This is a genomic window from Mesorhizobium sp. WSM4311, assembly GCF_002295115.1.
Lineage (GTDB): Bacteria > Pseudomonadota > Alphaproteobacteria > Rhizobiales > Rhizobiaceae > Mesorhizobium.
This window is the reverse complement of record NZ_NSFV01000014.1, coordinates 98,359-117,860: the sequence shown is the minus strand read 5'-3', so window position 1 is coordinate 117,860 and position 19,502 is coordinate 98,359. Positions and strand designations below refer to the sequence as shown.

General features: G+C 63.8%; 15 protein-coding genes and 2 pseudogenes. 13 read left to right on the top strand and 4 right to left on the bottom strand.

Translation table 11 applies throughout. The features are described 5' to 3' along the window. The first annotated feature begins 176 nt into the window (after positions 1-176). Entirely contained in the window at positions 177-458 is a 282-nt protein-coding gene (locus tag CK226_RS28215; RefSeq protein ID WP_245437868.1) for a hypothetical protein, read from the top strand. A 115-nt stretch (positions 459-573) separates the two neighbouring features. Here CK226_RS28215 and CK226_RS28210 read toward each other — a convergent pair whose 3' ends face one another. Further along, positions 574-1,497, bottom strand: a complete 924-nt coding sequence (locus CK226_RS28210; protein WP_095793575.1) for a LysR family transcriptional regulator — start codon at positions 1,495-1,497, stop codon at positions 574-576. 228 nt (positions 1,498-1,725) lie between these two features. Here CK226_RS28210 and CK226_RS28205 point away from each other — a divergent pair, with 228 nt between their 5' ends. From CK226_RS28205 to CK226_RS28180, 6 genes are all read left to right on the top strand, one after another. Beyond that, positions 1,726-2,460 (top strand): SDR family oxidoreductase, encoded by a 735-nt coding sequence (locus CK226_RS28205; RefSeq protein ID WP_095793607.1) that lies wholly within the window; start codon positions 1,726-1,728, stop codon positions 2,458-2,460. 67 nt (positions 2,461-2,527) lie between these two features. Next, a complete protein-coding gene (locus CK226_RS28200) occupies positions 2,528-3,280 on the top strand; it encodes a glucose 1-dehydrogenase (protein WP_095793574.1) in 753 nt (250 codons plus the stop codon). Continuing rightward, positions 3,219-3,911, top strand: coding sequence for an NADPH-dependent F420 reductase (locus CK226_RS28195; protein ID WP_280951486.1), 693 nt, complete (start codon positions 3,219-3,221; stop codon positions 3,909-3,911). The genes CK226_RS28200 and CK226_RS28195 overlap by 62 nt, the downstream gene beginning before the upstream one ends. 181 nt (positions 3,912-4,092) lie before the next feature. Then, positions 4,093-4,725 (top strand): class I SAM-dependent methyltransferase, encoded by a 633-nt coding sequence (locus tag CK226_RS28190; protein ID WP_095793606.1) that lies wholly within the window; start codon positions 4,093-4,095, stop codon positions 4,723-4,725. A gap of 235 nt (positions 4,726-4,960) precedes the next feature. Then, on the top strand, positions 4,961-6,187 hold the full coding sequence (locus CK226_RS28185; RefSeq protein WP_142887659.1) for a hypothetical protein: 1,227 nt from the start codon (positions 4,961-4,963) through the stop codon (positions 6,185-6,187). A 40-nt stretch (positions 6,188-6,227) separates the two neighbouring features. Next, positions 6,228-7,043: a hypothetical protein gene (locus CK226_RS28180; RefSeq protein ID WP_245437867.1), complete on the top strand. Its 816-nt coding sequence runs from the start codon at positions 6,228-6,230 to the stop codon at positions 7,041-7,043. A 69-nt stretch (positions 7,044-7,112) separates the two neighbouring features. Here CK226_RS28180 and CK226_RS28175 read toward each other — a convergent pair whose 3' ends face one another. Next, positions 7,113-8,759, bottom strand: a complete 1,647-nt coding sequence (locus CK226_RS28175; protein WP_095793572.1) for an acyl-CoA synthetase — start codon at positions 8,757-8,759, stop codon at positions 7,113-7,115. A gap of 175 nt (positions 8,760-8,934) precedes the next feature. On the opposite strand from CK226_RS28175, the gene CK226_RS28170 reads away from it, so the two are divergent. Both CK226_RS28170 and CK226_RS28160 read left to right on the top strand, forming a co-directional pair. After that, positions 8,935-10,485, top strand: a complete 1,551-nt coding sequence (locus CK226_RS28170) for a serine hydrolase (RefSeq protein WP_095793571.1) — start codon at positions 8,935-8,937, stop codon at positions 10,483-10,485. Between the two features lie 906 nt (positions 10,486-11,391). Continuing rightward, positions 11,392-12,414 carry an ABC transporter ATP-binding protein gene (locus tag CK226_RS28160; RefSeq protein WP_142885529.1) on the top strand — a complete coding sequence of 341 codons (1,023 nt, stop codon included), beginning with the start codon at positions 11,392-11,394 and terminating at the stop codon, positions 12,412-12,414. 59 nt (positions 12,415-12,473) lie between these two features. Here the strand turns inward: CK226_RS28160 and CK226_RS28155 are convergent. Then, positions 12,474-12,998, bottom strand: a pseudogene (locus CK226_RS28155) (substrate-binding domain-containing protein); the annotation flags it as partial. A gap of 6 nt (positions 12,999-13,004) precedes the next feature. On the opposite strand from CK226_RS28155, the pseudogene CK226_RS28150 reads away from it, so the two are divergent. Next, positions 13,005-13,526: pseudogene (locus tag CK226_RS28150) on the top strand (zinc-binding dehydrogenase); the annotation flags it as partial. A 563-nt stretch (positions 13,527-14,089) separates the two neighbouring features. Here CK226_RS28150 and CK226_RS28145 read toward each other — a convergent pair. After that, positions 14,090-15,913 carry an adenylate/guanylate cyclase domain-containing protein gene (locus CK226_RS28145; protein ID WP_095793568.1) on the bottom strand — a complete coding sequence of 608 codons (1,824 nt, stop codon included), beginning with the start codon at positions 15,911-15,913 and terminating at the stop codon, positions 14,090-14,092. A 266-nt stretch (positions 15,914-16,179) separates the two neighbouring features. Here CK226_RS28145 and CK226_RS28140 point away from each other — a divergent pair, with 266 nt between their 5' ends. The 3 genes from CK226_RS28140 (at position 16,180) to CK226_RS28130 (ending at position 19,319) form a co-directional block, all read left to right on the top strand. Further along, positions 16,180-17,757: an HD domain-containing phosphohydrolase gene (locus CK226_RS28140; RefSeq protein WP_095793567.1), complete on the top strand. Its 1,578-nt coding sequence runs from the start codon at positions 16,180-16,182 to the stop codon at positions 17,755-17,757. A gap of 90 nt (positions 17,758-17,847) precedes the next feature. Continuing rightward, the gene (locus CK226_RS28135; RefSeq protein WP_010910579.1) at positions 17,848-18,120 is read left to right on the top strand and encodes a hypothetical protein; all 273 of its coding nucleotides are present in this window, start codon (positions 17,848-17,850) and stop codon (positions 18,118-18,120) included. 71 nt (positions 18,121-18,191) lie between these two features. After that, positions 18,192-19,319 carry a substrate-binding protein gene (locus CK226_RS28130; RefSeq protein WP_095793566.1) on the top strand — a complete coding sequence of 376 codons (1,128 nt, stop codon included), beginning with the start codon at positions 18,192-18,194 and terminating at the stop codon, positions 19,317-19,319. Positions 19,320-19,502 lie beyond the last annotated feature (183 nt).

Genomic DNA, 19,502 nt, shown 5'->3' with positions numbered 1-19,502 from the left:
TGACGGATACTATTTCCAGGCCAAACGAGGCAGCCCGAGGGGCCGGAGAAGACAGTAATTGCAAGCCTGGCGCGCCGCTTTCCGTGGCGCAGCAGGCTGAAATCAAAGAAGAAGCGACGGACCACCGTCGCCTTTGCGGGGAGGCGTCAGCATCGTTCTTGATGAGGATCGCCAGAATGAAGATCGAAGACGCAGTGACCGCTGTAACAGCCGAGGCCAACGCGCTGCTCTCATGCCTCGGCCAACCCGTCGTCGCCTACCACGTGACGGAAATCATGCGGGAGGCGGACCAGGAACACGCAAGGCAGATGCAACTCGCCCTGATGCGGCGAAGCATCGAGGCGCTGGTCGATGACGGCCTGGAGGATGTCGCCGCTGAGAGGTTTGCGTCGCAGTTCCATGGGCGTGTCGGCTCGACCTGGAGGCTGCTGCACGCTTCGGATGGCGTGGCGCACTGATTTCGGCCAAGCGATCCTTGATCGGCTCAGGTTGTCTGGGCTTCGAATGGCGGCAATGCGCCTCCATTCGGTCATTCGTGCCAACGTTTCTTTGCTGCTAAAAGCCGCCATTCGGTCATCTGGCCGGCAACGGCTGCACTGTCGCCTCGCGCGATACGGACAGGCCCGCGAGAAGCGGCGCGTACGCGGCGAGCCTGCGGGATACGAAGTCGGTGAAGAGCCGCACGCGCTTCGTCTTGCGTGTCTCGCCCTGCGTGAGAAGCCAGAGTGTCCCATGCATGGGCGGGTTGATGCCCGGCACCCTGACCAGCAGGGGGTCGGTATCTCCGACGAAGCACGGCAGTTTCGTCATCCCGATTCCTTGCTGCGCCGCGATGATCTGCGTCTCGGCATCCGGCGTCCTGAACGGAGCTCCCGTGGTGTGAACTTCTCCCTCGCGCGCCCAGTCCGGAATTCCATGATTGTCTATGACGATCCACCGGATGGGATCAGGCGTGCCCGCACGCGACGCGGCTAGTCGATCGCGAGACATGTAGACGCCGCTGAACAACTCCGGCCCCTTCAGTCCGTGAAGATTGAGCGGCAGGGTCTTGCGGTCGGCGACAATGCGGATCGCGACGTCGGCCTCCCGGTTGGTCAGATTCGCCACCTCGCCAGCGGTCAAGATTTCCATCTCGATGTCGCGATGCATACGCGCGAAGTCGGCGAGATCTGGCATGAGCAGGTGCGTGGCGAGAAACGGTGGAAGCGTCACCCGCAAAAGCCCGCGCGCGCTCTGGTCGCGACCGAAGACGCGCGTCTCCAGCTGGTGCGACGACGCTTCCATCTGGTTCGCCAGATCGAGGACCTCCTCGCCCGCAGCCGTCAGGCGGTAGCCCGAAGGCAGCTTTTCGAACATCTGCGCCCCGAGACGTTCCTCGAACTGGGCGATGCGTCGCAGCACGGTTGAATGATTCACTCCGAGGTGCGCGGCGGCAGCCCGCACCGAGCCTCCGCGCGCGGCGGCAAGAAAGTAGCGAACGTCATCCCAGTCGATCATGGTGCATTCCTGCGCCGCGCAGTGCGGTTTGCAAAGCCCATTCTAACACGCTCAGCCGTGGTTCGCGCGGTCGTCGCGGCGTTCAATCATCCAGCTGGATCGTTTTCGCACCACCGATGTGCGCGATTGCGCACTCACCGCCCGACTTCCGCGAACCCATCTTGAGGCTCTCGCGGGACTTCCCCGTACAGCCAAGGACACAAGACGGCGAAACAAAGGATGCATGACATGAACAGACTGAATGGCAAGACCGCCGTCATCACCGGCGGCGCCACCGGCATCGGTCGCGCCGCGGCAAAGCGCATCATCGAGGAGGGCGCCTTCGTCTTCATCTTCGGCCGCCGGCAGGAAGCGCTCGACGCCGCCGTGGCCGACCTCGGGCCCAATGCCCGCGCGGTGAAGGGCTCGGTCTCGAATGAGGCCGACCTCGACCGGCTCTACGCGGCGGTGAAGGCCGAGCGCGGAAGCCTCGACATCGTCTTCGCCAATGCCGGGGCCGGCGGCCCGCTTCCGCTCGGCCAGATCACCGCCGAGCACATTGACGAAACCTTCGACACCAATGTGAAGGGTACGATCTTCACGGTCCAGAAGGCGTTGCCGCTGATGGGCCAGGGCGGCTCGATCATCCTGACCGGATCGAGCGCCGGCACCACGGGCGCTCCGGGGTTCACCGCCTACAGCGCGAGCAAGGCGGCAGTGCGCAACCTCGCGCGGACCTGGGCGGAAGACCTGAAGGGCACCGGCATCCGGGTCAACGTGCTGTCGCCAGGGGCGACGGCGACCGAACTCGCGAGAGAGGCGCTGGGCGAGGAAGGCCAGAAGGCCTACGGCGCGATGACTCCGCTCCAGCGCATGGCCGATCCGGCGGAGATCGGGGCCGTGGCCGCCTTTCTCGCGTCGTCGGACAGCAGCTTCATGACTGCCAGCGAAGTCGCCGTCGACGGCGGCCTGGCACAACTGTGACCCCGATGCGGGACCACGCTTCTCAAACTCTACGAAAAACCAAACACACGACCAAAGGTGAAAGATCATGAAAAAACTCGAAGGCAAGGTTGCAGTCGTCACAGGCGGAAGCAGCGGGATTGGCTTGGCGACGGCCAAGCGCTTCGTGGAAGAAGGTGCACACGTCGTCATCACCGGGCGACGAGAGAAAGAGCTGAAGGAGGCCGCAGCGTTCATCAAGAGTAACATTACGACGGTCACGGGCGACGTGGCTCGCTTGGAGGATCTGGACCGGCTCTATGCCATCGTGAAAGAGAAACATGGTCACATCGACGTTCTCTTCGCGAACGCGGGCGCGGGGACAATCGCACCGCTCGCGGTCGCTACTGAGGCCCACTTCGATCAGACCTTCGATGTGAACGTGAAGGGGCTGTTCTTCACGGTGCAGAAGGCCCTTCCCCTCTTCAAAGACGGCGGTTCGATCATCCTGAATTCTTCCGTTTCGAACGTGTTGGGATTGCCGGGGTTTAGCACATACGCCGCGAGTAAGGCGGCCGTGCGCAACTTCTCGCGCGCTTGGACACTGGAGCTGAAAGACCGCAAAATCCGAGTGAATACGATGAGCCCCGGAGCAATCGAGACCCCCGCGCTGGAGACAACAACGGGGCTTACCCCTGAGCAAGCCGAGCAAGCGGCCGCCCAGTTTGCTTCACAGATCCCAATGGGTCGCAGGGGCAAGCCAGAGGAAATCGCGGCTGCCGTCACGTTCCTCGCCTCCGATGAAAGTTCTTTCATCACTGGCGTGGATCTCGCCGTCGACGGTGGCATGGCGCAGGTCTGACCCCGCGTTAAAACAAGATCGGAGAAGCATTATGAGCTATTCAATTATAGGCTTCGGCAATATCGGCCAGGCATTGGCCAAGGCGTTTGCCCGCAAGGGCATCGACGTGTCCGTTGCTACCACGCGCGACCCGGAAAGCTTTGCAGCCGATGCGGCGGCGATCGGACCCACGATCATTCCCAAGAAGCTGGCCGACGCGGTCAAGGCGGACATCATCTTTCTGGCTGTCCGTTTCGAGTCGCACCCCGAGGTCGCGAAGGCGCTCGCCACCTGGCAGGGGAAGACCATCGTCGATGTGACCAATGCTTACGGCGTGCCTCCTGAAAAACTTGGGGGACAGCCTTCTTCCAGGTTCATCGCACAGGCCTTCACCGGTGCAAAACTGGTCAAGGGCTTCAACCATCTGGTCGCTGCCGTCCTTGATCAGGATCCGGCCGTGCATGGTGGCAGGAGGGTCGTGTTCCTGGCGAGCGACCATGACGACGCCGCGGCGGAGATTGGTGCGCTTGCGGAAAATCTCGGTTTCTCGCCGATCAAGCTTGGCGGGCTGTCGGAAGGTGGGCTGCTCGTCCAGGCGCGCGGAAACAGCTGGGGTCAACTGATCTTCAAGGACCTGGTCAAGTTCGACTGATGAACACTGACCTGCCAACCGGCAGGGCGACGATGCACGGATCGGGTACGATCCGATCCGTGCGGAATTGAGAAATTCCCATGAGCCTTGAGAAGCCCGCTGCAGCCATCGGCTTTGACGGTGGCTCAGCCATGGATCGCCCCCTCGCACTCGTCGAATGCTCAACCTAAAGGAGACTCCGATGTACGACCAATCCAAGCTATCCGAATTGATCCGGTTCGCACGTATAGACGCGGGCTCCACTGTCATTGACGTTTACCCAGGCGACGGCGACTGGACGCGCTTATTCTCCGACGTCGTGGGACCCGAAGGACGGGTCTGCAGCTTCGTGCCGGCCGAAGTCGCCGACTTCAAGAACGATCCGGTCGGCCGCATGCGGACGCTTGCGAAGGAACCGGGCCGAGAGAACGTCGAAGCCGTCTCGGCGGACCTCGTCGCGATGCCGCAGGCCACGCAACCCGCGGATGTCCTGTGGCTGCACCTGTTCTACCACGATCTCCACACCGCGCTGATTCAGAAGAAGGGCGCGACGGCGGCCGACTTCAATCGAGCCGTCCACGAGCGGCTGAAGCCCGGTGGGTCATACGTCATCGTCGACCACGCCGCCGCCGCAGGGGCGGGCACGAGCGACGCCCAGTCGCTGCATCGGATTGAACCTGCATCCGTCCGAGAGGAGGTGGAGGCAGCCGGGTTCGTACTAGACGCCGAAAGCACCATACTGGCGAACAAGGACGATGCGCATTCGATCAAGGTGTTCGATCCCTCGATCAAGGGCGAGACCGATCGCTTCGCCTATCGGTTTGTGAAGATCTGACACTGTTCGCCAACGATGAGATTGGCACTGCCGCGGAAATCTGGCCGCGCGCCTGCCGGGGCATGCTCGGCGCCGCTATTTCGAACGGAGCCGTCCCCCAGCAAGGTTTCGTTCGTTCGAATGACAACAAGCAAGGCAATAGGAGGTAGCGTCCAGGTGACGCGGCATCCAGCCGTAGCTCGAATTAAGTGGAGAATACGATCGCGGTGAGGGTCGCGCCAGGTGAGGTCAAGTGATGAATCATTTGCAGGGTACCAGGTCCAAATGTCTGCGCTTTGACTTCACCTTTACCGAACGACGGCCTTCGATCGTGCTTCACGGGATATTTGGCGGCGGGTGCAACGCCATGCTGCCGGTCGTTTCGTCAATCCTCATCCTGCTGTTGGCATCTCCGGCAAATAGCCAGCTGGCGCCCGATGCGTCCGCGACCGCCGCAGCCAATGGCGGGTCGCCGGTCGCGGTTTCGGAGCGCACCGATATCGCCAAAGGCGACGATGAGCAGGCGGCCTTGCGCCGCGAACTGGCCGCGGCACGGGCTGAATTGGCCAGGCAAGCGCAGGCCCTGAAAGCGCAGCAGCGGACGGACGAAGCGCTCACGCTCAATCTGGAGACGGCGCAGCGTGCCATCGAAAATTTCAGGGCGGAAGCCAGTCTCTGGGATAGCAAGAAAGCCGCGATGCCTGAAGCGCCGCCCTCCGTGGATGGCTCCCAGGTCGCCGCGACGCAGGCGCTGGATGAGGAGCGCCATAAGGTCGGGCTGCTGGAACAGGAACTCGCCACGGCCCGTCAGACCATCGATGCGCTCAAGGCAGGCGAAAATCTGTCTGTAGCGGAGCAGGCCAAGGCGGTGAAGGGCCGGCAACAGGCCGACGACGCCGCGAAGCAGGCGCTGGATGAGGAGCGCCATAAGGTCGGGCTGCTAGAGCAGGAACTCGCCACGGCCCGTCACACCATCGATGCGCTCAAGACAGGCGCAAATCTGGCCGCCGCGGAGCAGGCCAAGGCGGTGAAGGACCGGCAACAGGCCGACGACGCCGCGAAGCAGGCTCGCAAAGCGCTCGAACTGGAACGTCAACGAGCAGATTCAGCCATGCGTGCCCTCGACATTGCTCGCAAGCAAAGCGACGCCTTGAAGCAGAGCTCGATGGATTTGAGCGCGGCGCTGGACCAGGAGCGCGAAAGAGCCAACGGCCTGGCCCGCAGCCTCAGTGCCGCGCGCGACGAAATCGACAGCGCCAAAATCGACAGTATCAGGGAGAAACGTCGGACCGCGGCAGTGGTGCGCGCGCCCAAGGCAGGTGTTTCCAAGAGCGCGCTCGCGAGTTCGCTGCCGGTCGCAGCCCATCAACCGGGCTTGCCGAAAAAATGGAAGGTGAAGGGTCGAAGGTCAGCACAAGCTGTCCTGCTGGCAACGATGGCTCTTCCCCCCGCATTGCTGCCAACCCGCCCACTCTCGCAGTGAAAGACAGGTGAGCGAAATGCACGGCGCAGGGAGGATGACAGTGAAAAAATATGTCGCGGCCGCGTTGACGATCGGCATCGCGATCGGGCCTGCTTCGGCCCTCGATGCAGGTTTAGGCGGCAAGGTCGGCGGTCTCGGGCTCGACGCCGGAGTGAGCGCCGGTTCGCAAGGCGCGTCCGTAGGGGTGGGCGCGAGCGTCGGCGGTGTCGGCGGAGCAAATGTCGGCGCTTCCGTCGGCGCAGGCGCCGGATCAGTCAGCGCAGGCGTCAGTGCCAGCGGTAGCGTAGGCTCCGCAGGCGTCAGTGCCGGCGGCAACGTTGGCTCCACAGGCGGAGGCCTTTCGACCGGTGTCGGCCTGGGCGCCGATCCGTCCGCCGGAAACGGATCGGCGGCCGCTTCCGGTGGTTCGGCCGCCACGGCAGCCAGCGGTTCTGCCGCGAAAGGCACTGGGTCCGCCAAGACCGCCGCTGGCAAGACCGCCACTGCCAACGCCGTCATTGCCAAGACCGCCAGGCCATCGATCGCCCTGCCGCCCGTCCTCAGGCCTTCCAAAGCCGGTCAGGGCGACCTCGCCAGGGGATATCCCTTTGCACCCCTGGAAGCACTGAAAGCGAAACCCGGCACGCCAGTCGCGGTCGTGCAAGCCTGCCGCGCGGCGATCCTGTCCGCCGCCAGGCCGCTTGGCGCCGTGCGGGTCCGCGCGGTGAGCGCAGGTGCCTTGCGTCGACGTGGAAGTGCACTGACGGCGCCGATCCAGGTGCGAATAGACTATGCGGGACGCGGTGGCATCGAAGTCCGGCAAGCACAAGTCGGTTGTCGCCTCGATGCGGCGGGCAGGGTCATAGCGATAATGTAGAACCGATCTGCAACAGGGCACGCGCCGCTGCGCCGGCGTCGCCCGATTTGAGCCGGCATAGGCGGCCCTTCACCCCTTCCGCTTCTCCACCTCTGCCTTCCGCAGCAGGAACCGCTGGATCTTGCCGCTCGGCGTCTTCGGCAATTCGGCGACGAAATCGATCTCGCGCGGATAGGCGTGGGCGGAGAGCCGCTTGCGGACGTGTTGCGCCAGTTCCTCGGCCAAGTCAGGGCTGGCCTGGTAGGCGGGCGCCAGGATGACGAAGGCCTTGACGATCTCGGTACGCTGCGGGTCCGGCACGCCGACCACAGCCGCCTCATTGACCGCGGGATGTTCGATGAGCGCGCTTTCGACATCGAACGGGCCGATGCGGTAGCCCGACGAGGTGATGACATCGTCGGCGCGGCCGATGAAGGACACCGAGCCGTCCGGCTCATATTCCACCGTGTCGCCGGTGCGGTAGTAGCCGCCCGCGATCGCCGGCGTTTCGGCCTGGTGGTAGCCGTCGAACCAGCGCAGCGGCGAGTTGGCGATGTCGACGGCGAGGATGCCGGGCTGGTTGGGGCCGAGCTCGTTGCCTTCGTCGTCCAGCACCACCATGCGATAGCCCGGCATGGCAAAGCCGGCCGAGCCCGCGCGCACGGAATGCGAAAGCCCATGGTGGTTGTTGACCATCATGCCGTTTTCGGTCTGGCCGTAATGGTCGTGGATGGGCACGGCGAGATGGGCGTCGAACCAGCGGATCACTTCCGGGTTCAGCGGCTCGCCGGCGCTGCTCACCACCCGCAGCCGGCCCTTGATGCGGGCGGCGGCTTCAGGGCCTTCGGCGAGCAGCAGGCGGAAGGCGGTGGGCGAGCCGGCAAGGCTGGTGACGCCGAGCCGCTCGATGACATCATAGGTGTTCCTGGCGTTGAACGCGCCCTCGTTGAAGGTGGTGGCGATGCCGAGCAGCAGCGGGCCTGTGATGGCGTAATAGAGGCCATAGGCCCAGCCGGGATCGGCGATGTTCCAGAAGACGTCATCGGGGCGCAGTCCGATCGCGTCGCGCATATAGGCGCCGAAGGCCAGCAGCGCGCTGAGCGGCACCGGCACGCCCTTGGGCAGGCCCGTCGTGCCCGAGGTCGACATCATCATGAACAGGTCGTCGCCCTTGCGCATGACGGGTTCGCAATCGGGGGAGGCAGAGGCAAGGGCGGCGCGGAAATCGATGTCGCCTTGAGGCAAGGCATCGCCGGGACCAAGAAGGGTGGCGATCGGCGGGCAGGTCTCGATCTCGTCGAGCTTGCCGCGATTGGCCGGATTGGTCACCACCAGCTTGGCGCCGCTGTAGCCGAGGCGGTGCTCGATGGCCTTCGGGCCGAAGGCGGTGAACAATGGCTGGTAGACGGCGCCGATGCGCCAGGTGCCGAGGATGAGCGCGATGAGTTCGGGAATGCGCGGCAGCATGCCGGCGACGACATCGCCGGGGCCGACGCCTGCATCCTTGAGCAGGTTGGCGACGCGGCCTGACATGTCCGCGAGGTCGTCGAAGCTGAACTGCCGCAGTTCGCCGCCGGCCGAGATGGCGCGCAGCGCCAGCCGGTTCTCACCGGCATGGCGGCCGCAGCATTCGACATAGGCGTTGATGCCGGTCGCCGGGTCGCCGTCAAGCCTGGCGATTTCATCCTCGATGCGAAAGGCCGCAACGGCGTCCTCGTAGCGTGGCAAGCCGGTCATGTCAGTCCTCCCTGGCGGCGCTCCGTCTCCCCATGGCGCGCCTTCATCCGTCAGATTGCCTGAAATCGTGGTGATGGTCGATTGCGACGAAGGCGGACCGTGGGGCGGCAGGCATTGGCCTCGTTTGCACCGGCCTGTATCATAGCCAGGTGAATGCAGGAGAGGAGGGTCGGACGTGCGGCTGGGACGGAACCTCTGGCGAATCTGGGTCTGCATCGCCCTACTGGCACTTTGGCCGCGTGCCGCGTCGGCCGACACCATTGCGCCGGAGCGCATCGCTGTCGCCCTGTCGAAGCTAGAAGCGCTCGCCCAAGGCGCCGTCGCGGACGGTGGGGTGCCCGGTCTCGCCATCGGCGTGGTGCACGACGATGAGGTGATCTTCCTGAAGGGTTTCGGCCACCGCGAGGCCGGCAAGCCGGAGGCGGTCGACGCCGACACGGTGTTCCAGATCGCCTCGCTCTCCAAGCCGGTCTCCGCAACCGTCGTGGCGGCGCTGGTCAGCGACGGGATCGTGTCCTGGGATTCGAAGATCGCCGACCTCGATCCGGCCTTCCGGCTGGCCGATCCCTATCCGACCAGCCAACTCACCGTCCGTGACCTGTTTTCGCACCGCAGCGGACTGCCCGGCACCGCCGGAGACGACCTCGAGGACATAGGCTACGACCGGGCCGAGATCCTGCATCGCCTGCGGTTCGTGCCGCCGTCGTCCAGCTTCCGTGCCGGCTACTCCTACAGCAATTTCGGACTGACCGAGGGCGCCGTCGCGGCCGCCCTGCCGACAGGCAAGCCCTGGGAGGAGGTCGCCGAGGAGAAGCTCTACCGTCCGCTTGGCATGGCCTCGACCAGTTCCCGTCATTCGGACTTCGTCAAGCACGCCGATCGTGCCGCGCTGCACATCAAGGTCGATGGCGCCTGGGCCGCCAAGATAGAGCGCAATCCCGATGCGCAGGCGCCCGCCGGCGGCGTCAGTTCCACCGCGCGCGATCTCTCGCAATGGGTGCGCCTCATCCTCGGCAACGGGGTCTATGCCGGCAAGACGCTGATAGCTGCCGATGCGCTCGACCAGACGCATGTGCCGCTGATGACGCGGGGCAAGAACCCTGTCTCCGGCGGGGCGTCCTTCTACGGCCTCGGCTGGAATGTCGAATTCGGCCGGCATGGCTTGAGCTGGGGCCATGCCGGTGCCTTCAGCGTCGGCGCACGCACGCTGGTGACGATCTTCCCGCGGGAGAAGCTCGGCATCGTCATCATCGCCAACGCCTTTCCGACCGGCGTGCCGGAAGGGCTGTCCGAAAGTTTCGCGGACCTCGTCTTCGACGGTTCGGGGCAGAAGGACTGGGTCAAGGCATGGGACGGCATCTATGCCGGAATGTTCGGCCCGGCGGTCGCGGCGGCCAAGGCCACCTATGCCGCGCCGCCATCTCCGGCCAGGCCGGCCAGGCCGGCAAGCGCCTATGAAGGCCGCTACGCCAACGACTTCTTCGGCAATGCCGTCGTGGCAAGTGCCGGAGACGGCCTCGTGCTCAAGGTCGGCCCGGCCGGCGCCCGGTCCTATTCCCTGGCGCATTACGACGGCGATCTTTTCCTGACCTTCCCCGATGCCGAGACACCGGACAGGCCAACCGGCGTGAGCTTCGTCGTGGGCCCCGACGGCAAGGCGTCGGCCATGACCATAGGCTTCCTCGACGACAATCATCTCGGCACGCTGCGGCGCGTGGGCGACTAGGGCTGACGGGGGCAACGCGCCGGACGCGGATGTTGTGCCGCAGCCCCAGACGCCCGATGCCGGATCGCCGCAAAGGACGCTGCGATGGTTCACTGCGCCGCAACGCGATCGCGATGGGCGATAGTGCCGGCGCTGGAAGCAGCCTGACAAGCGATCGGATTTTTCTCACGACGCATTACTGAGGTGAACTTTACGAAAACGACATCCGCTTTGGGCCTGATGTCGGTCGTTGAGCAGACCATAGCCGCATCCCAACAGCTGACATTCTAGCGAACAGGCGAGATGGCGCATTTGCGCTACTTCTCGGCCTTCGAGGATCTCACAGACGTTTAGAGATCGCGCCCGCAGGGCCTCATATCAAATTCTAGCACCTGGGCGCGGCTCCGGCAGGACGGTGGTCCCGGTTCCCGCAACGCTCTGAGCTCTCCTGCGCATCTATCGCGCAGCCTGCCTGCTTCAGCTCGGATCGTAAATTCCTCCAGCCTTGATGTCGATCAAGGGGGCTCGCGGCCTTCTTCGCTATCAAACCGTGATGATCGAGAACCCAGCATCCCCAACGTGGCGCGGCGTTGGCGAGCCCTACTGGTCGCGACCGGCTATCGAGGTGCTGCAGGAATGCCGCTCTCGGCCTACCGGGCTGACTTCGACCGAGGCGCGCAACGGGCCAAACACGTTCGCCGATCATCGGCGAGAACAGGCGCTGGCGGTCCTGTTGCGGCAGTTTTGCAATCCGCTGGTTCTGATCCTGATCGTCGCGCCTCGCGGCCTTCACCGATGCCGGCGCGCAAGGCATGGCCGAGCGACAGTTCGGGGTCCGATTGAGAATGCCCTGTCAGCTGGTCACCGACAGGGTACGTTGTCCTTAGCGGTTGGACCGGAATTGGAGGCGACGGAGGGGTACCGAAGGTGAGCAGAATTTTCGCGACAATTGCAGGGCGCTTCACCCCGTTTGAGCCGAGGGCCGATGCGATGCGCCCTGGCGAGAAGTTTCCCAGTTTTGTCCGGCGCGCCAGCGGCACGCATCAGGTCTATATCAGCGTGATCGCAATTTCGGTTGCCTTGGCCAACTTTATCCCTATCGACCTGCAGAGACGGGTCGTCGATGTGGCGATCGCCGACAAGAACGTACGGGCACTTCTGATGCTCGGCGGCCTGTATCTTGCGACTATACTCCTGCATGCGGGGCTGAAATACGCAATGATCGTCTATCAGGGCTGGCTCGGAGAGAGCGTGGTCAAGACGGCCCGCGACCAACTCGCTCTGGTCGCCACGCAAAGGTCCGCTCGCGACCACGCAAGGAGTGGTCAGACCGCCAGCATCATCGGCAACGAGATCGACTATGTTGGCGGATTTGTCGGCACCAGCATCTCCGAATGCGTAGTCAACGTCACGATCATGATCTCCGTCGTATCTTACATGATCTACATGCAGCCGGTGATCGCTCTGGTCAGCGGTATGTCACTCCTGCCGCAGATCCTGCTTGCGCTTTACATGCAGAAGGACCTGAACACACTCGTGGAACGGCAGGTCGCGCTGGTCCGAAAGCTTGGCAACCAAGCAGTCAATTCCTTCGCCAGCCACTCGCCGAAGCGCCGAGTAGCCTTCCGCACCATACGCACGATCTTCAGCAATCGCATTGAATTCTATTTGTTGAAATTCGGGCTGAAGACATTGCTGAATATAGCCAACGCGGTGGGGTCCCTAATGGTCCTGATCGTTGGCGGCTATCTTGTGATCCGCGGGCAGACGACGATCGGCACGGTCGTCGCCTTCATTTCGGGCTTTCAACGATTGTCGGAACCCACGGGAGAACTTCTCGACTTCTATCGCACGTATTCGGAAGCGAAAGTGCAATTCCGGATGATCGTCCAGTGGGTCGACGGCGATCATCCCGCGCAGACCGGACATTCCGAGCACAGCCAGAATTGATCGATGATCTTGCCAGACATCGAGAGGATGTTGGCCCTTCCACCAGTGCCTGGTGCCGATCAATTCGCCAGCCGCTCGATCACCAGATCGACCAGCGCTCGGAGACGGCGCATGCGCCGCATGTCCCTATGATAGCCGATCCACGTATCGCGAGTCGGCGGCGGTTCTCCGAGATCGACACGTTCGATACCTTCCGTGGGATCCCCAAGCGGGCGTGGCAGCACTGCAATCCCAGCGCCTAGGGCGCAGAGCCGGGCTTGGACTTCGCGATTGTTGCTCCGCAGGACCACATGCGCCTTGGGCAACATTCGCTGGATCCAGGCCACATCGGGCATGCCGCCGAACGCCGTGTCCATCAGTACCATCGCACAACCCGCACCGTTGCCCGGCATAGGGTGTGGCTGGCCGGCGCGGATATAGACGCCATAGTCCATGCGTAACAGCCGTCGAGAGATCACCTCGGCCTCGCCGAATGGCCGGATTCGGAAGACGAGATCCGCTTCCCTTCGCGGCAGACTGTAAAACCGTTGGTCGGTGAGAAGTTCGACAATGACGCGCGGATGAAGGTCAGCGAATTCGGCAAGGCCGCCGGTGGTGTCGGACATGTCGCGATCCAGATCGCGGTTGCTCTAGGCGCCGAGGTCTTCTCAGCGGATTCGCCCGCGAAGGCGGACTTCATCTCGGGGCTGGGCGCCACACCGATCGACTACAAGACGCGGACTGTCGAGGACTATGTCGCCGAGCATACCGCGGGAGCCGGCTTCGACGTAGTCTACGACACAGTCGGTGGGGCCACGCTCGACAGGTCCTTCAATGCCATTCGCCGCTTCGGGCATGTGGTCAGCTGCCTCGGCTGGGGCACCCATGCGCTGGCGCCGCTATCCTTCCGCGCCGCCACTTATTCCGGCGTCTTCACGCTTCTGCCGATGCTCTCCGGCGAGGGACGCGCGCACCATGGCGAGATCCTGCGCGAGGCGACAACGCTGGTAGAGGCTGGACAGGTGATGCCTCAGCTGGATCCCCGCCGCTTCAGCCTCGACCAGACGCATCTTGCGCACCAGGCCATCAAGGACCGCAGCGCGAAAGGCAAGCTCGTGATCGAGATCGGCTGACTCCAGTGGATGCACTTCGTTGGAGGCGCTGACATGGCAGGGCGCTTACATCAAAATGCCGAGGATATCGACGAATCAACCATGACTGTTTGCGAGCTGAAGGCTGAATTGGAAGCGTTTCATAAGCGCCGCTTTTCTGACATTCAGTCCGCGCCCGCTTCGGGTCGACGCAGTTAAGCATCTGCTATCGGTACCCGCATGCCGCATCCGGACCGTCTGCTTGCGGCCTCCAAGCTGACCCGCCTGCGACCTCGCGTCTTAACGTAGCGATGGCAAGGGACCTTGGTCGCTCTGCATATTTCGTCCTGGAGTTGGGCTTACTGGACATCGTCCTCGATGAGCGGATGTCGCATGAGACAGCTGGTTGGCGGCGGTTCAATTCCGGTTGCCGGATTCTAACTGGGTGCAACCAAACTGGTGAAAACGGCACTAAGCCAGGATTTTTGGTCCTTCATCCTGCCAATCGCCAAAATACATCAGGTGGTTGGATACCATCAAAAATACCAACACCGAGATGGGGAAACCCACTTAATAATGGTGCCGGCCTTCATCGCGCCGCCGACCTAGCGGCCCCTCGAAACCTCTAGTGCAGGCGCAGGGCTTTCGTCCGCGTATTCGGGTATCGCCGCCTTGGCGTAGCCCTGCCGGATGCGTTCGGCGTCGGCCGGATTGCTGAAGGGTAGCCGCCCCACGTGCTCTGAAAAGCGATAGCTCGGGTTTATCTCTTTTAGCTCGGCGCTCACGCGCCGTGCTTCATCGACGTCGCCGAGGTGGCCAAGCGCGGCAATAAGGAGCCCCCGCGACAGGTCGGTCTTGGGCGACACGCGGATACGCTCGCGAAATGCCTCGACCGCTTTCTGGTACTGCCCGGCCAGGAGATAAGCCGAGCCGATGAAGTGCCAGGTCAAATGGCCCTGCAGCGGATCGAGGCGCAGCGCGTGCTTCAGATCCGGAATCGCCTCCAGCGGCGCGCCGTTGTAGATGTTGCCCACCCCGCGCAGGCCGAAGGCCAGTGCGAAGTTGGGGTTGAGAGCAAGCGCCTTCTCCACCTCTTCGCGATGTCCGGCCGGATCCTTCTCCCAAAACTTCACCAGCGCGGCCATGTAATGCCCATAGGGCAGGTTGGGGTCCTTCTCGAGCGCCAGCCGACTATAATGGGCAGAGAGTTCCTTGCTGTCGGTGCGCCCGCTCCAGTGGTTCTGAAAGTCGTGGTTGTAAGCGTGAGCCAGGCCGGCATACGGTTCGGCATAGTCGGGGTCGAGCTCAATTGCCTGGGTGAACAAGGCGACCGCGCGCTCGAATGTCTCGTTTGTCTTATCAGGACCGGACAAGACCTCGCGCCCGCGCAGGAAAAGATCATGCGCCTGGATGTTTCTCGTTGGTGTATGGGCGATGCGCGCCGACTCGGCCGGGGTCAGGGCAACCCTGAGGGCTTCGACGATGCGGTGCGTCACGTCGTCCTGCAGCGCGAAGATATCGGTCATGTCGCGGTCGTAGCGGTCCGCCCAGACATGGGTCCCGGTCCGCGCATCGATCAACTGGGCATTGATCCTGACGCGGTTGCCGGCGCGGCGGATCGAGCCCTCGAGCACCGCAGTCACGCCGAGCTCGCGCCCGACCGTCCGGACATCGATGTTCTTGCCTTTGTAGGTGAAGCTGGAGTTGCGGGCGATGACCGAGAGGCCGGCGACCTTCGACAGGTCGGTTATGATGTCTTCGCTGATGCCGTCGGCGAAGTAGTCCTGCTCGGTGTCGCCGCTCATATTGGCGAACGGCAGGACGGCGATCGACAGCTTTGCCGACTTTGATCCTGCCGGCCGGCTCGTCGAGGGTTCCGACGTCGCGATCGCCTTCGCGCCGGCGGCACCGACCGCCAGCGAATAAACTCGGATCGGCTCGGCGATGTTCTTGAGCTGCGTGCTGCCGAGATCGGCGACCGAGAGGTTGAGCCTCGCTTTGACCTGGCGATAGGCATCTTCGGACAGGCAGATGGCCCCGGGCGCCGCAACGCCCTCCAGACGCGAAGCGATGTTGACACCATCGCCCATCAGGTCGCCGTCGCTTTCCTCGACAACGTCTCCCAGATGAATGCCGATCCGGAACTCGATGCGACGGTCCTGCGGTACACCGGCGTTGCGCTCCACCATTCCGTTCTGCACCTCGATAGCGCAGCGCACGGCATCCACCACGCTGCGGAACTCGACCAGCGCTCCATCCCCGGTGCGCTTGATCACGCGCCCGTTGTGCACGGCGATGGTCGGATCGATCAGGTCGCTGCGTAGTGCCCGCAACCTCGCCAAGGTGCGATCTTCGTCTTCGCTGGCGAGCCGACTATATCCGACCACGTCTGCGGCTAGAATTGCGGCTAGCTTGCGATTCTCACCCATAGCGCCCTCCGCGGCTATCGAGGTTAGCACAACGAACCGTTGAGCGCCTCCCCATTCGATGGGTGCGATCCTGGCGAAAGTCGTCGTTGAAATTAGCGCGCGCCTAACGGCAGCTATTCAAGCCTCGACGCCCGGAAGCCGACAGTCAGAACTCGGCCCCAAAACAGAACACTCTGTTTCTCGCAGGACCTGCATCCGGCTCGAGATTTTTTCCCCTAGGTATCGGCGGTGCAGGGGGCTAGCATAGGGATCACTGGGGGTGTGCGATGACAGCTGTCTCGATACGCCGGGCGGACTTCATGATGGTCCTGGCCTATGCCTCGGACCTCGCCACGGGCCATTCTCGCGACTTCGCGCTGAAATCCTGCGTGCTTGCAATGCGGATCGCCGAGCTTGCGGGCGTTTCCGATGAGGTTCGGCGCAGCGCCTACCATCAGTCGATGCTGCGCTATGTCGGCTGCAATGCCGACACGGACCTTCTGGCGGCCACGTTCGGCGACGAAATCGCGCTGCGCCAGGATCTTGTCGGTCTCGACATGGGCAATCGAGCGGAACTGGGCAGGGTCTTCGTGCAGGCCTTCAAGCGATTCTACTACGATCTCGAGCCTGACGCGCAGGGCAGGGCGATCGAGGCCGCGATGTCGCAGGCGCTCGCGGTGGCGCGCCCGGTGCTCACCGCGCATTGCGAGGTCGCGCAGCGGATCGGCGAGCGGCTCGGCCTGTCCGACGAGATCCGGCGCAATCTCGGGCAGATCTACGAACGCTGGGACGGCAAGGGCCTGCCGCGCGGGCTGAGTGGCGAGGATGTCCTGCCCGCCGTGCGCCTGATCACATTGGCGCAGGATGCGATTGCGCTCAGCGATGCCGTCGGCATCGACGGGATGGCCGAAACCGTCGCCAGCCGCGGCGACGGTCCGTACGAAGCGGATCTGGCTCGGCTCGTCTCGGCCAACGCGGCGGTCCTGATGGCGGGCATCGGCGCGACGGTCGACCGCGAGACCATCCTGGCGCTCGAGCCGGATCCGCCGGTGACGCTGGATGAGGGGGCTTGCGACGAGGCGTTCCTGGCCATAGCCGACATGATCGACATGCGCATGCCGTTTACGCAGGGCCATTCGAGGATGGTGTCGGAACTGGCCGCGGGTGCGGGTAAGCGGATCGGGCTGCCCGACCCTGATGTTCGCGCGCTGCGCTGGTCGGGCTGCATCCATGACATTGGCGAACTGGTGGTGCCGGTGGCGACCTGGATGCGCAACGGTCCGCTGTCGGTGCGCGAACGCGACGCGGCACAGCTGCACGCCTATTACGGCGAGCGGGCCCTGGCCTCGTTCGGTCGCGAGGGCGAGGCGATGGCCGCGCTCGTGCTTCGCCATCACGAGCGCCTGGACGGCTCGGGCTATCACCGCAAGGTCGGCGGCTCGGACCTGTCCCCGGCGGCAAGGATCCTGGCCGCCGCCGAAGCCTTCCAGACGTCGCGAGAGGAACGTCCGCATCGCAAGGCGCTGTCCAGCGAGGCGGCGGCGGCGCAGCTGCGAGCCGCCGTGCGTGACGGCTGTATCTGCCCCGACGCCGCCGAGGCCGTATTGTCCTTCGCCGGGCAGCCGTCGCGGCGGGCCGTGCCGCGAGCGCTGGCCGGAATGACGCCGCGCGAGGTCGAGGTGCTGCGCGTGATCGCCGCCGGACTTACGGCGAAGGAAGTGGCCCGAAAGCTCGACATCTCGCCCAAGACCGCGGACCACCATATCCAGAGCGTCTATGCCAAGATCGGCGTGACCACCCGTGCCGCGGCCGCGCTCTACGCGGTCGAGCACGGCCTTGTCCGGCCGGGCGAAACGCCGGCATAGGGAATCCACCCCATGCGCGCCTGCTCCAGGGCGCGCATCGTGATCCCGTCGACAGGCCAATGACGGCCGCAACCGACAGGAGGAAATCAGATGCTGCTCGCAACGACCAAAGTGGCTGATATCGACCACTTCATCCGTATCTTTTCGACCAAGGGCGCCGACAAGCGCCGGCTGCACGGCTCGAACGGCGCGACCGTCTTCCGCGACCCCAGCGAGCCCGACCGCGTCTGGGCGATCTTCGACTGGGACGCCGAGGGCTGGAAGAATTTCGTGTCCGATCCGGAGGTGCCAGCGATCCTGCAGGAAGCCGGCCATGTCGGCAAGCCGCAGGCGGCACTGCTGCTCGGCCACTACGAGGCCTGATGTCCCGCACCGGGTGCCGCCTGCCGCCAGGCGGCGCGCCCCCGACGAACCCCAAGATTTGGAGAAATCAAATGGATCCGAAACCCATCAAGATCGGCCTTGTCGCCGAACTCACCGGCCCATTGTCTTTCATGGGCGTCGCAAATGCGAACCTCACCACCATGCTTGTCGACGACATCAACGCCAAAGGCGGCTTGCTCGGCCGGCCGGTGGAACTCGTCATCGAGGATGGCGAGACCACGGACAGCGTTGCCAAGGCAAGGGCCGCGAAACTGGTCGACGTCGACAAGGTCGACGTGGTCGTCGGCGGCATCTACAGTTCGACCCGCCTGGCCATCAAGAGCGAGGCGGTCACCCGGGGCAGGACGCTCTACATCTACACCGAACAGTATGAGGGACAGGAAAACGATCCGCTGATCTTCTGCACCGGGCCCGTGCCCGCCCAGCAGGTCGAGCCGCTGATACCATGGCTCATGAACAGCACCGGCGCGAAGCGGTTCTATTTGCCATCGGCCGACTACATCTGGCCCCATTTGCTGAACAAGGCGGCGAGCCGGGCGGTGCGCGCCAATGGCGGCGAGATCGTCGGCGAGGAGTATTTTCCGCTGGACACCGTCGATTTCCGGCGGACGGTGCAGCAGATCATGGCGAGCGGCACCGACGTGGTTTTCAACACCATCGTCCCGCCGGGCCTGACGCCGTTTCTCGAAGAGTTGCACAAGGCGGGTTTCGGCAAACGCGGCGGCAAGATCGTCTGCACCTACTTCGACGAGAACTTCTTCAATCTGGTGCCGTCCGATCAGATCGAAGGCCTCTACAGCTGCCTCGACTACTACCAGGAACTCGACGAACCGTTCGGTCGCGCGCTGTTGCGCCGCTACGGTGAACGGTTCCCCGGTGGCGCTACCCTGACCGCGGGCAGCGGATGCACCGGGCACTACCGGGCGATCAAGATGTGGGAAGCGGCGGTGAAGGAAGCGGGCAGTGCCGAGCGGGACGCGGTCATCCGGGCGCTCGATCACGCCCGCATCAGCGAGGGACCGGGTGGCCCGGCCGAAATGGTCCCCGGCCAGCACCATGTTCGCATGAACATGTACATCGCGCAGGCGCAGGGCGGTCGGTTCCGGGTTGTCAAGAATTTGGGTTCGATCGATCCCAACGAGCGTGCGCTCAGCGACGAAGTAAGCAACGCGGGGTAAGTGGCGGGGTCGGAAACGGACAGTCCGCTTCCGGCCCATTTCAGACACCTAGTCAGAAGAGTCGGAGCAGCTTCCCAGACATGCCCGGCAGCATCGGTCTCGGCGTATGGGGCGATCCATGTCGCTTCCGTACCTAAGTAAAGCTGACCAATGGCGCAGTTCGATTTGAATACTTGTTGACTA

What these genes read in the sequence shown, in the direction of transcription:
- CK226_RS28130 (WP_095793566.1), top strand. Translation starts at nt 18,192, where the DNA reads ATGGATCCGAAACCCATCAAGATCGGCCTTGTCGCCGAACTCACCGGC.
- CK226_RS28185 (WP_142887659.1), top strand. Translation starts at nt 4,961, where the DNA reads ATGAATCATTTGCAGGGTACCAGGTCCAAATGTCTGCGCTTTGACTTC.
- CK226_RS28140 (WP_095793567.1), top strand. Translation starts at nt 16,180, where the DNA reads ATGACAGCTGTCTCGATACGCCGGGCGGACTTCATGATGGTCCTGGCC.
- CK226_RS28175 (WP_095793572.1), bottom strand. Translation starts at nt 8,759, where the DNA reads ATGACCGGCTTGCCACGCTACGAGGACGCCGTTGCGGCCTTTCGCATC.
- CK226_RS28135 (WP_010910579.1), top strand. Translation starts at nt 17,848, where the DNA reads ATGCTGCTCGCAACGACCAAAGTGGCTGATATCGACCACTTCATCCGT.
- CK226_RS28205 (WP_095793607.1), top strand. Translation starts at nt 1,726, where the DNA reads ATGAACAGACTGAATGGCAAGACCGCCGTCATCACCGGCGGCGCCACC.
- CK226_RS28210 (WP_095793575.1), bottom strand. Translation starts at nt 1,497, where the DNA reads ATGATCGACTGGGATGACGTTCGCTACTTTCTTGCCGCCGCGCGCGGA.
- CK226_RS28215 (WP_245437868.1), top strand. Translation starts at nt 177, where the DNA reads ATGAAGATCGAAGACGCAGTGACCGCTGTAACAGCCGAGGCCAACGCG.
- CK226_RS28190 (WP_095793606.1), top strand. Translation starts at nt 4,093, where the DNA reads ATGTACGACCAATCCAAGCTATCCGAATTGATCCGGTTCGCACGTATA.
- CK226_RS28195 (WP_280951486.1), top strand. Translation starts at nt 3,219, where the DNA reads ATGAAAGTTCTTTCATCACTGGCGTGGATCTCGCCGTCGACGGTGGCA.
- CK226_RS28145 (WP_095793568.1), bottom strand. Translation starts at nt 15,913, where the DNA reads ATGGGTGAGAATCGCAAGCTAGCCGCAATTCTAGCCGCAGACGTGGTC.
- CK226_RS28200 (WP_095793574.1), top strand. Translation starts at nt 2,528, where the DNA reads ATGAAAAAACTCGAAGGCAAGGTTGCAGTCGTCACAGGCGGAAGCAGC.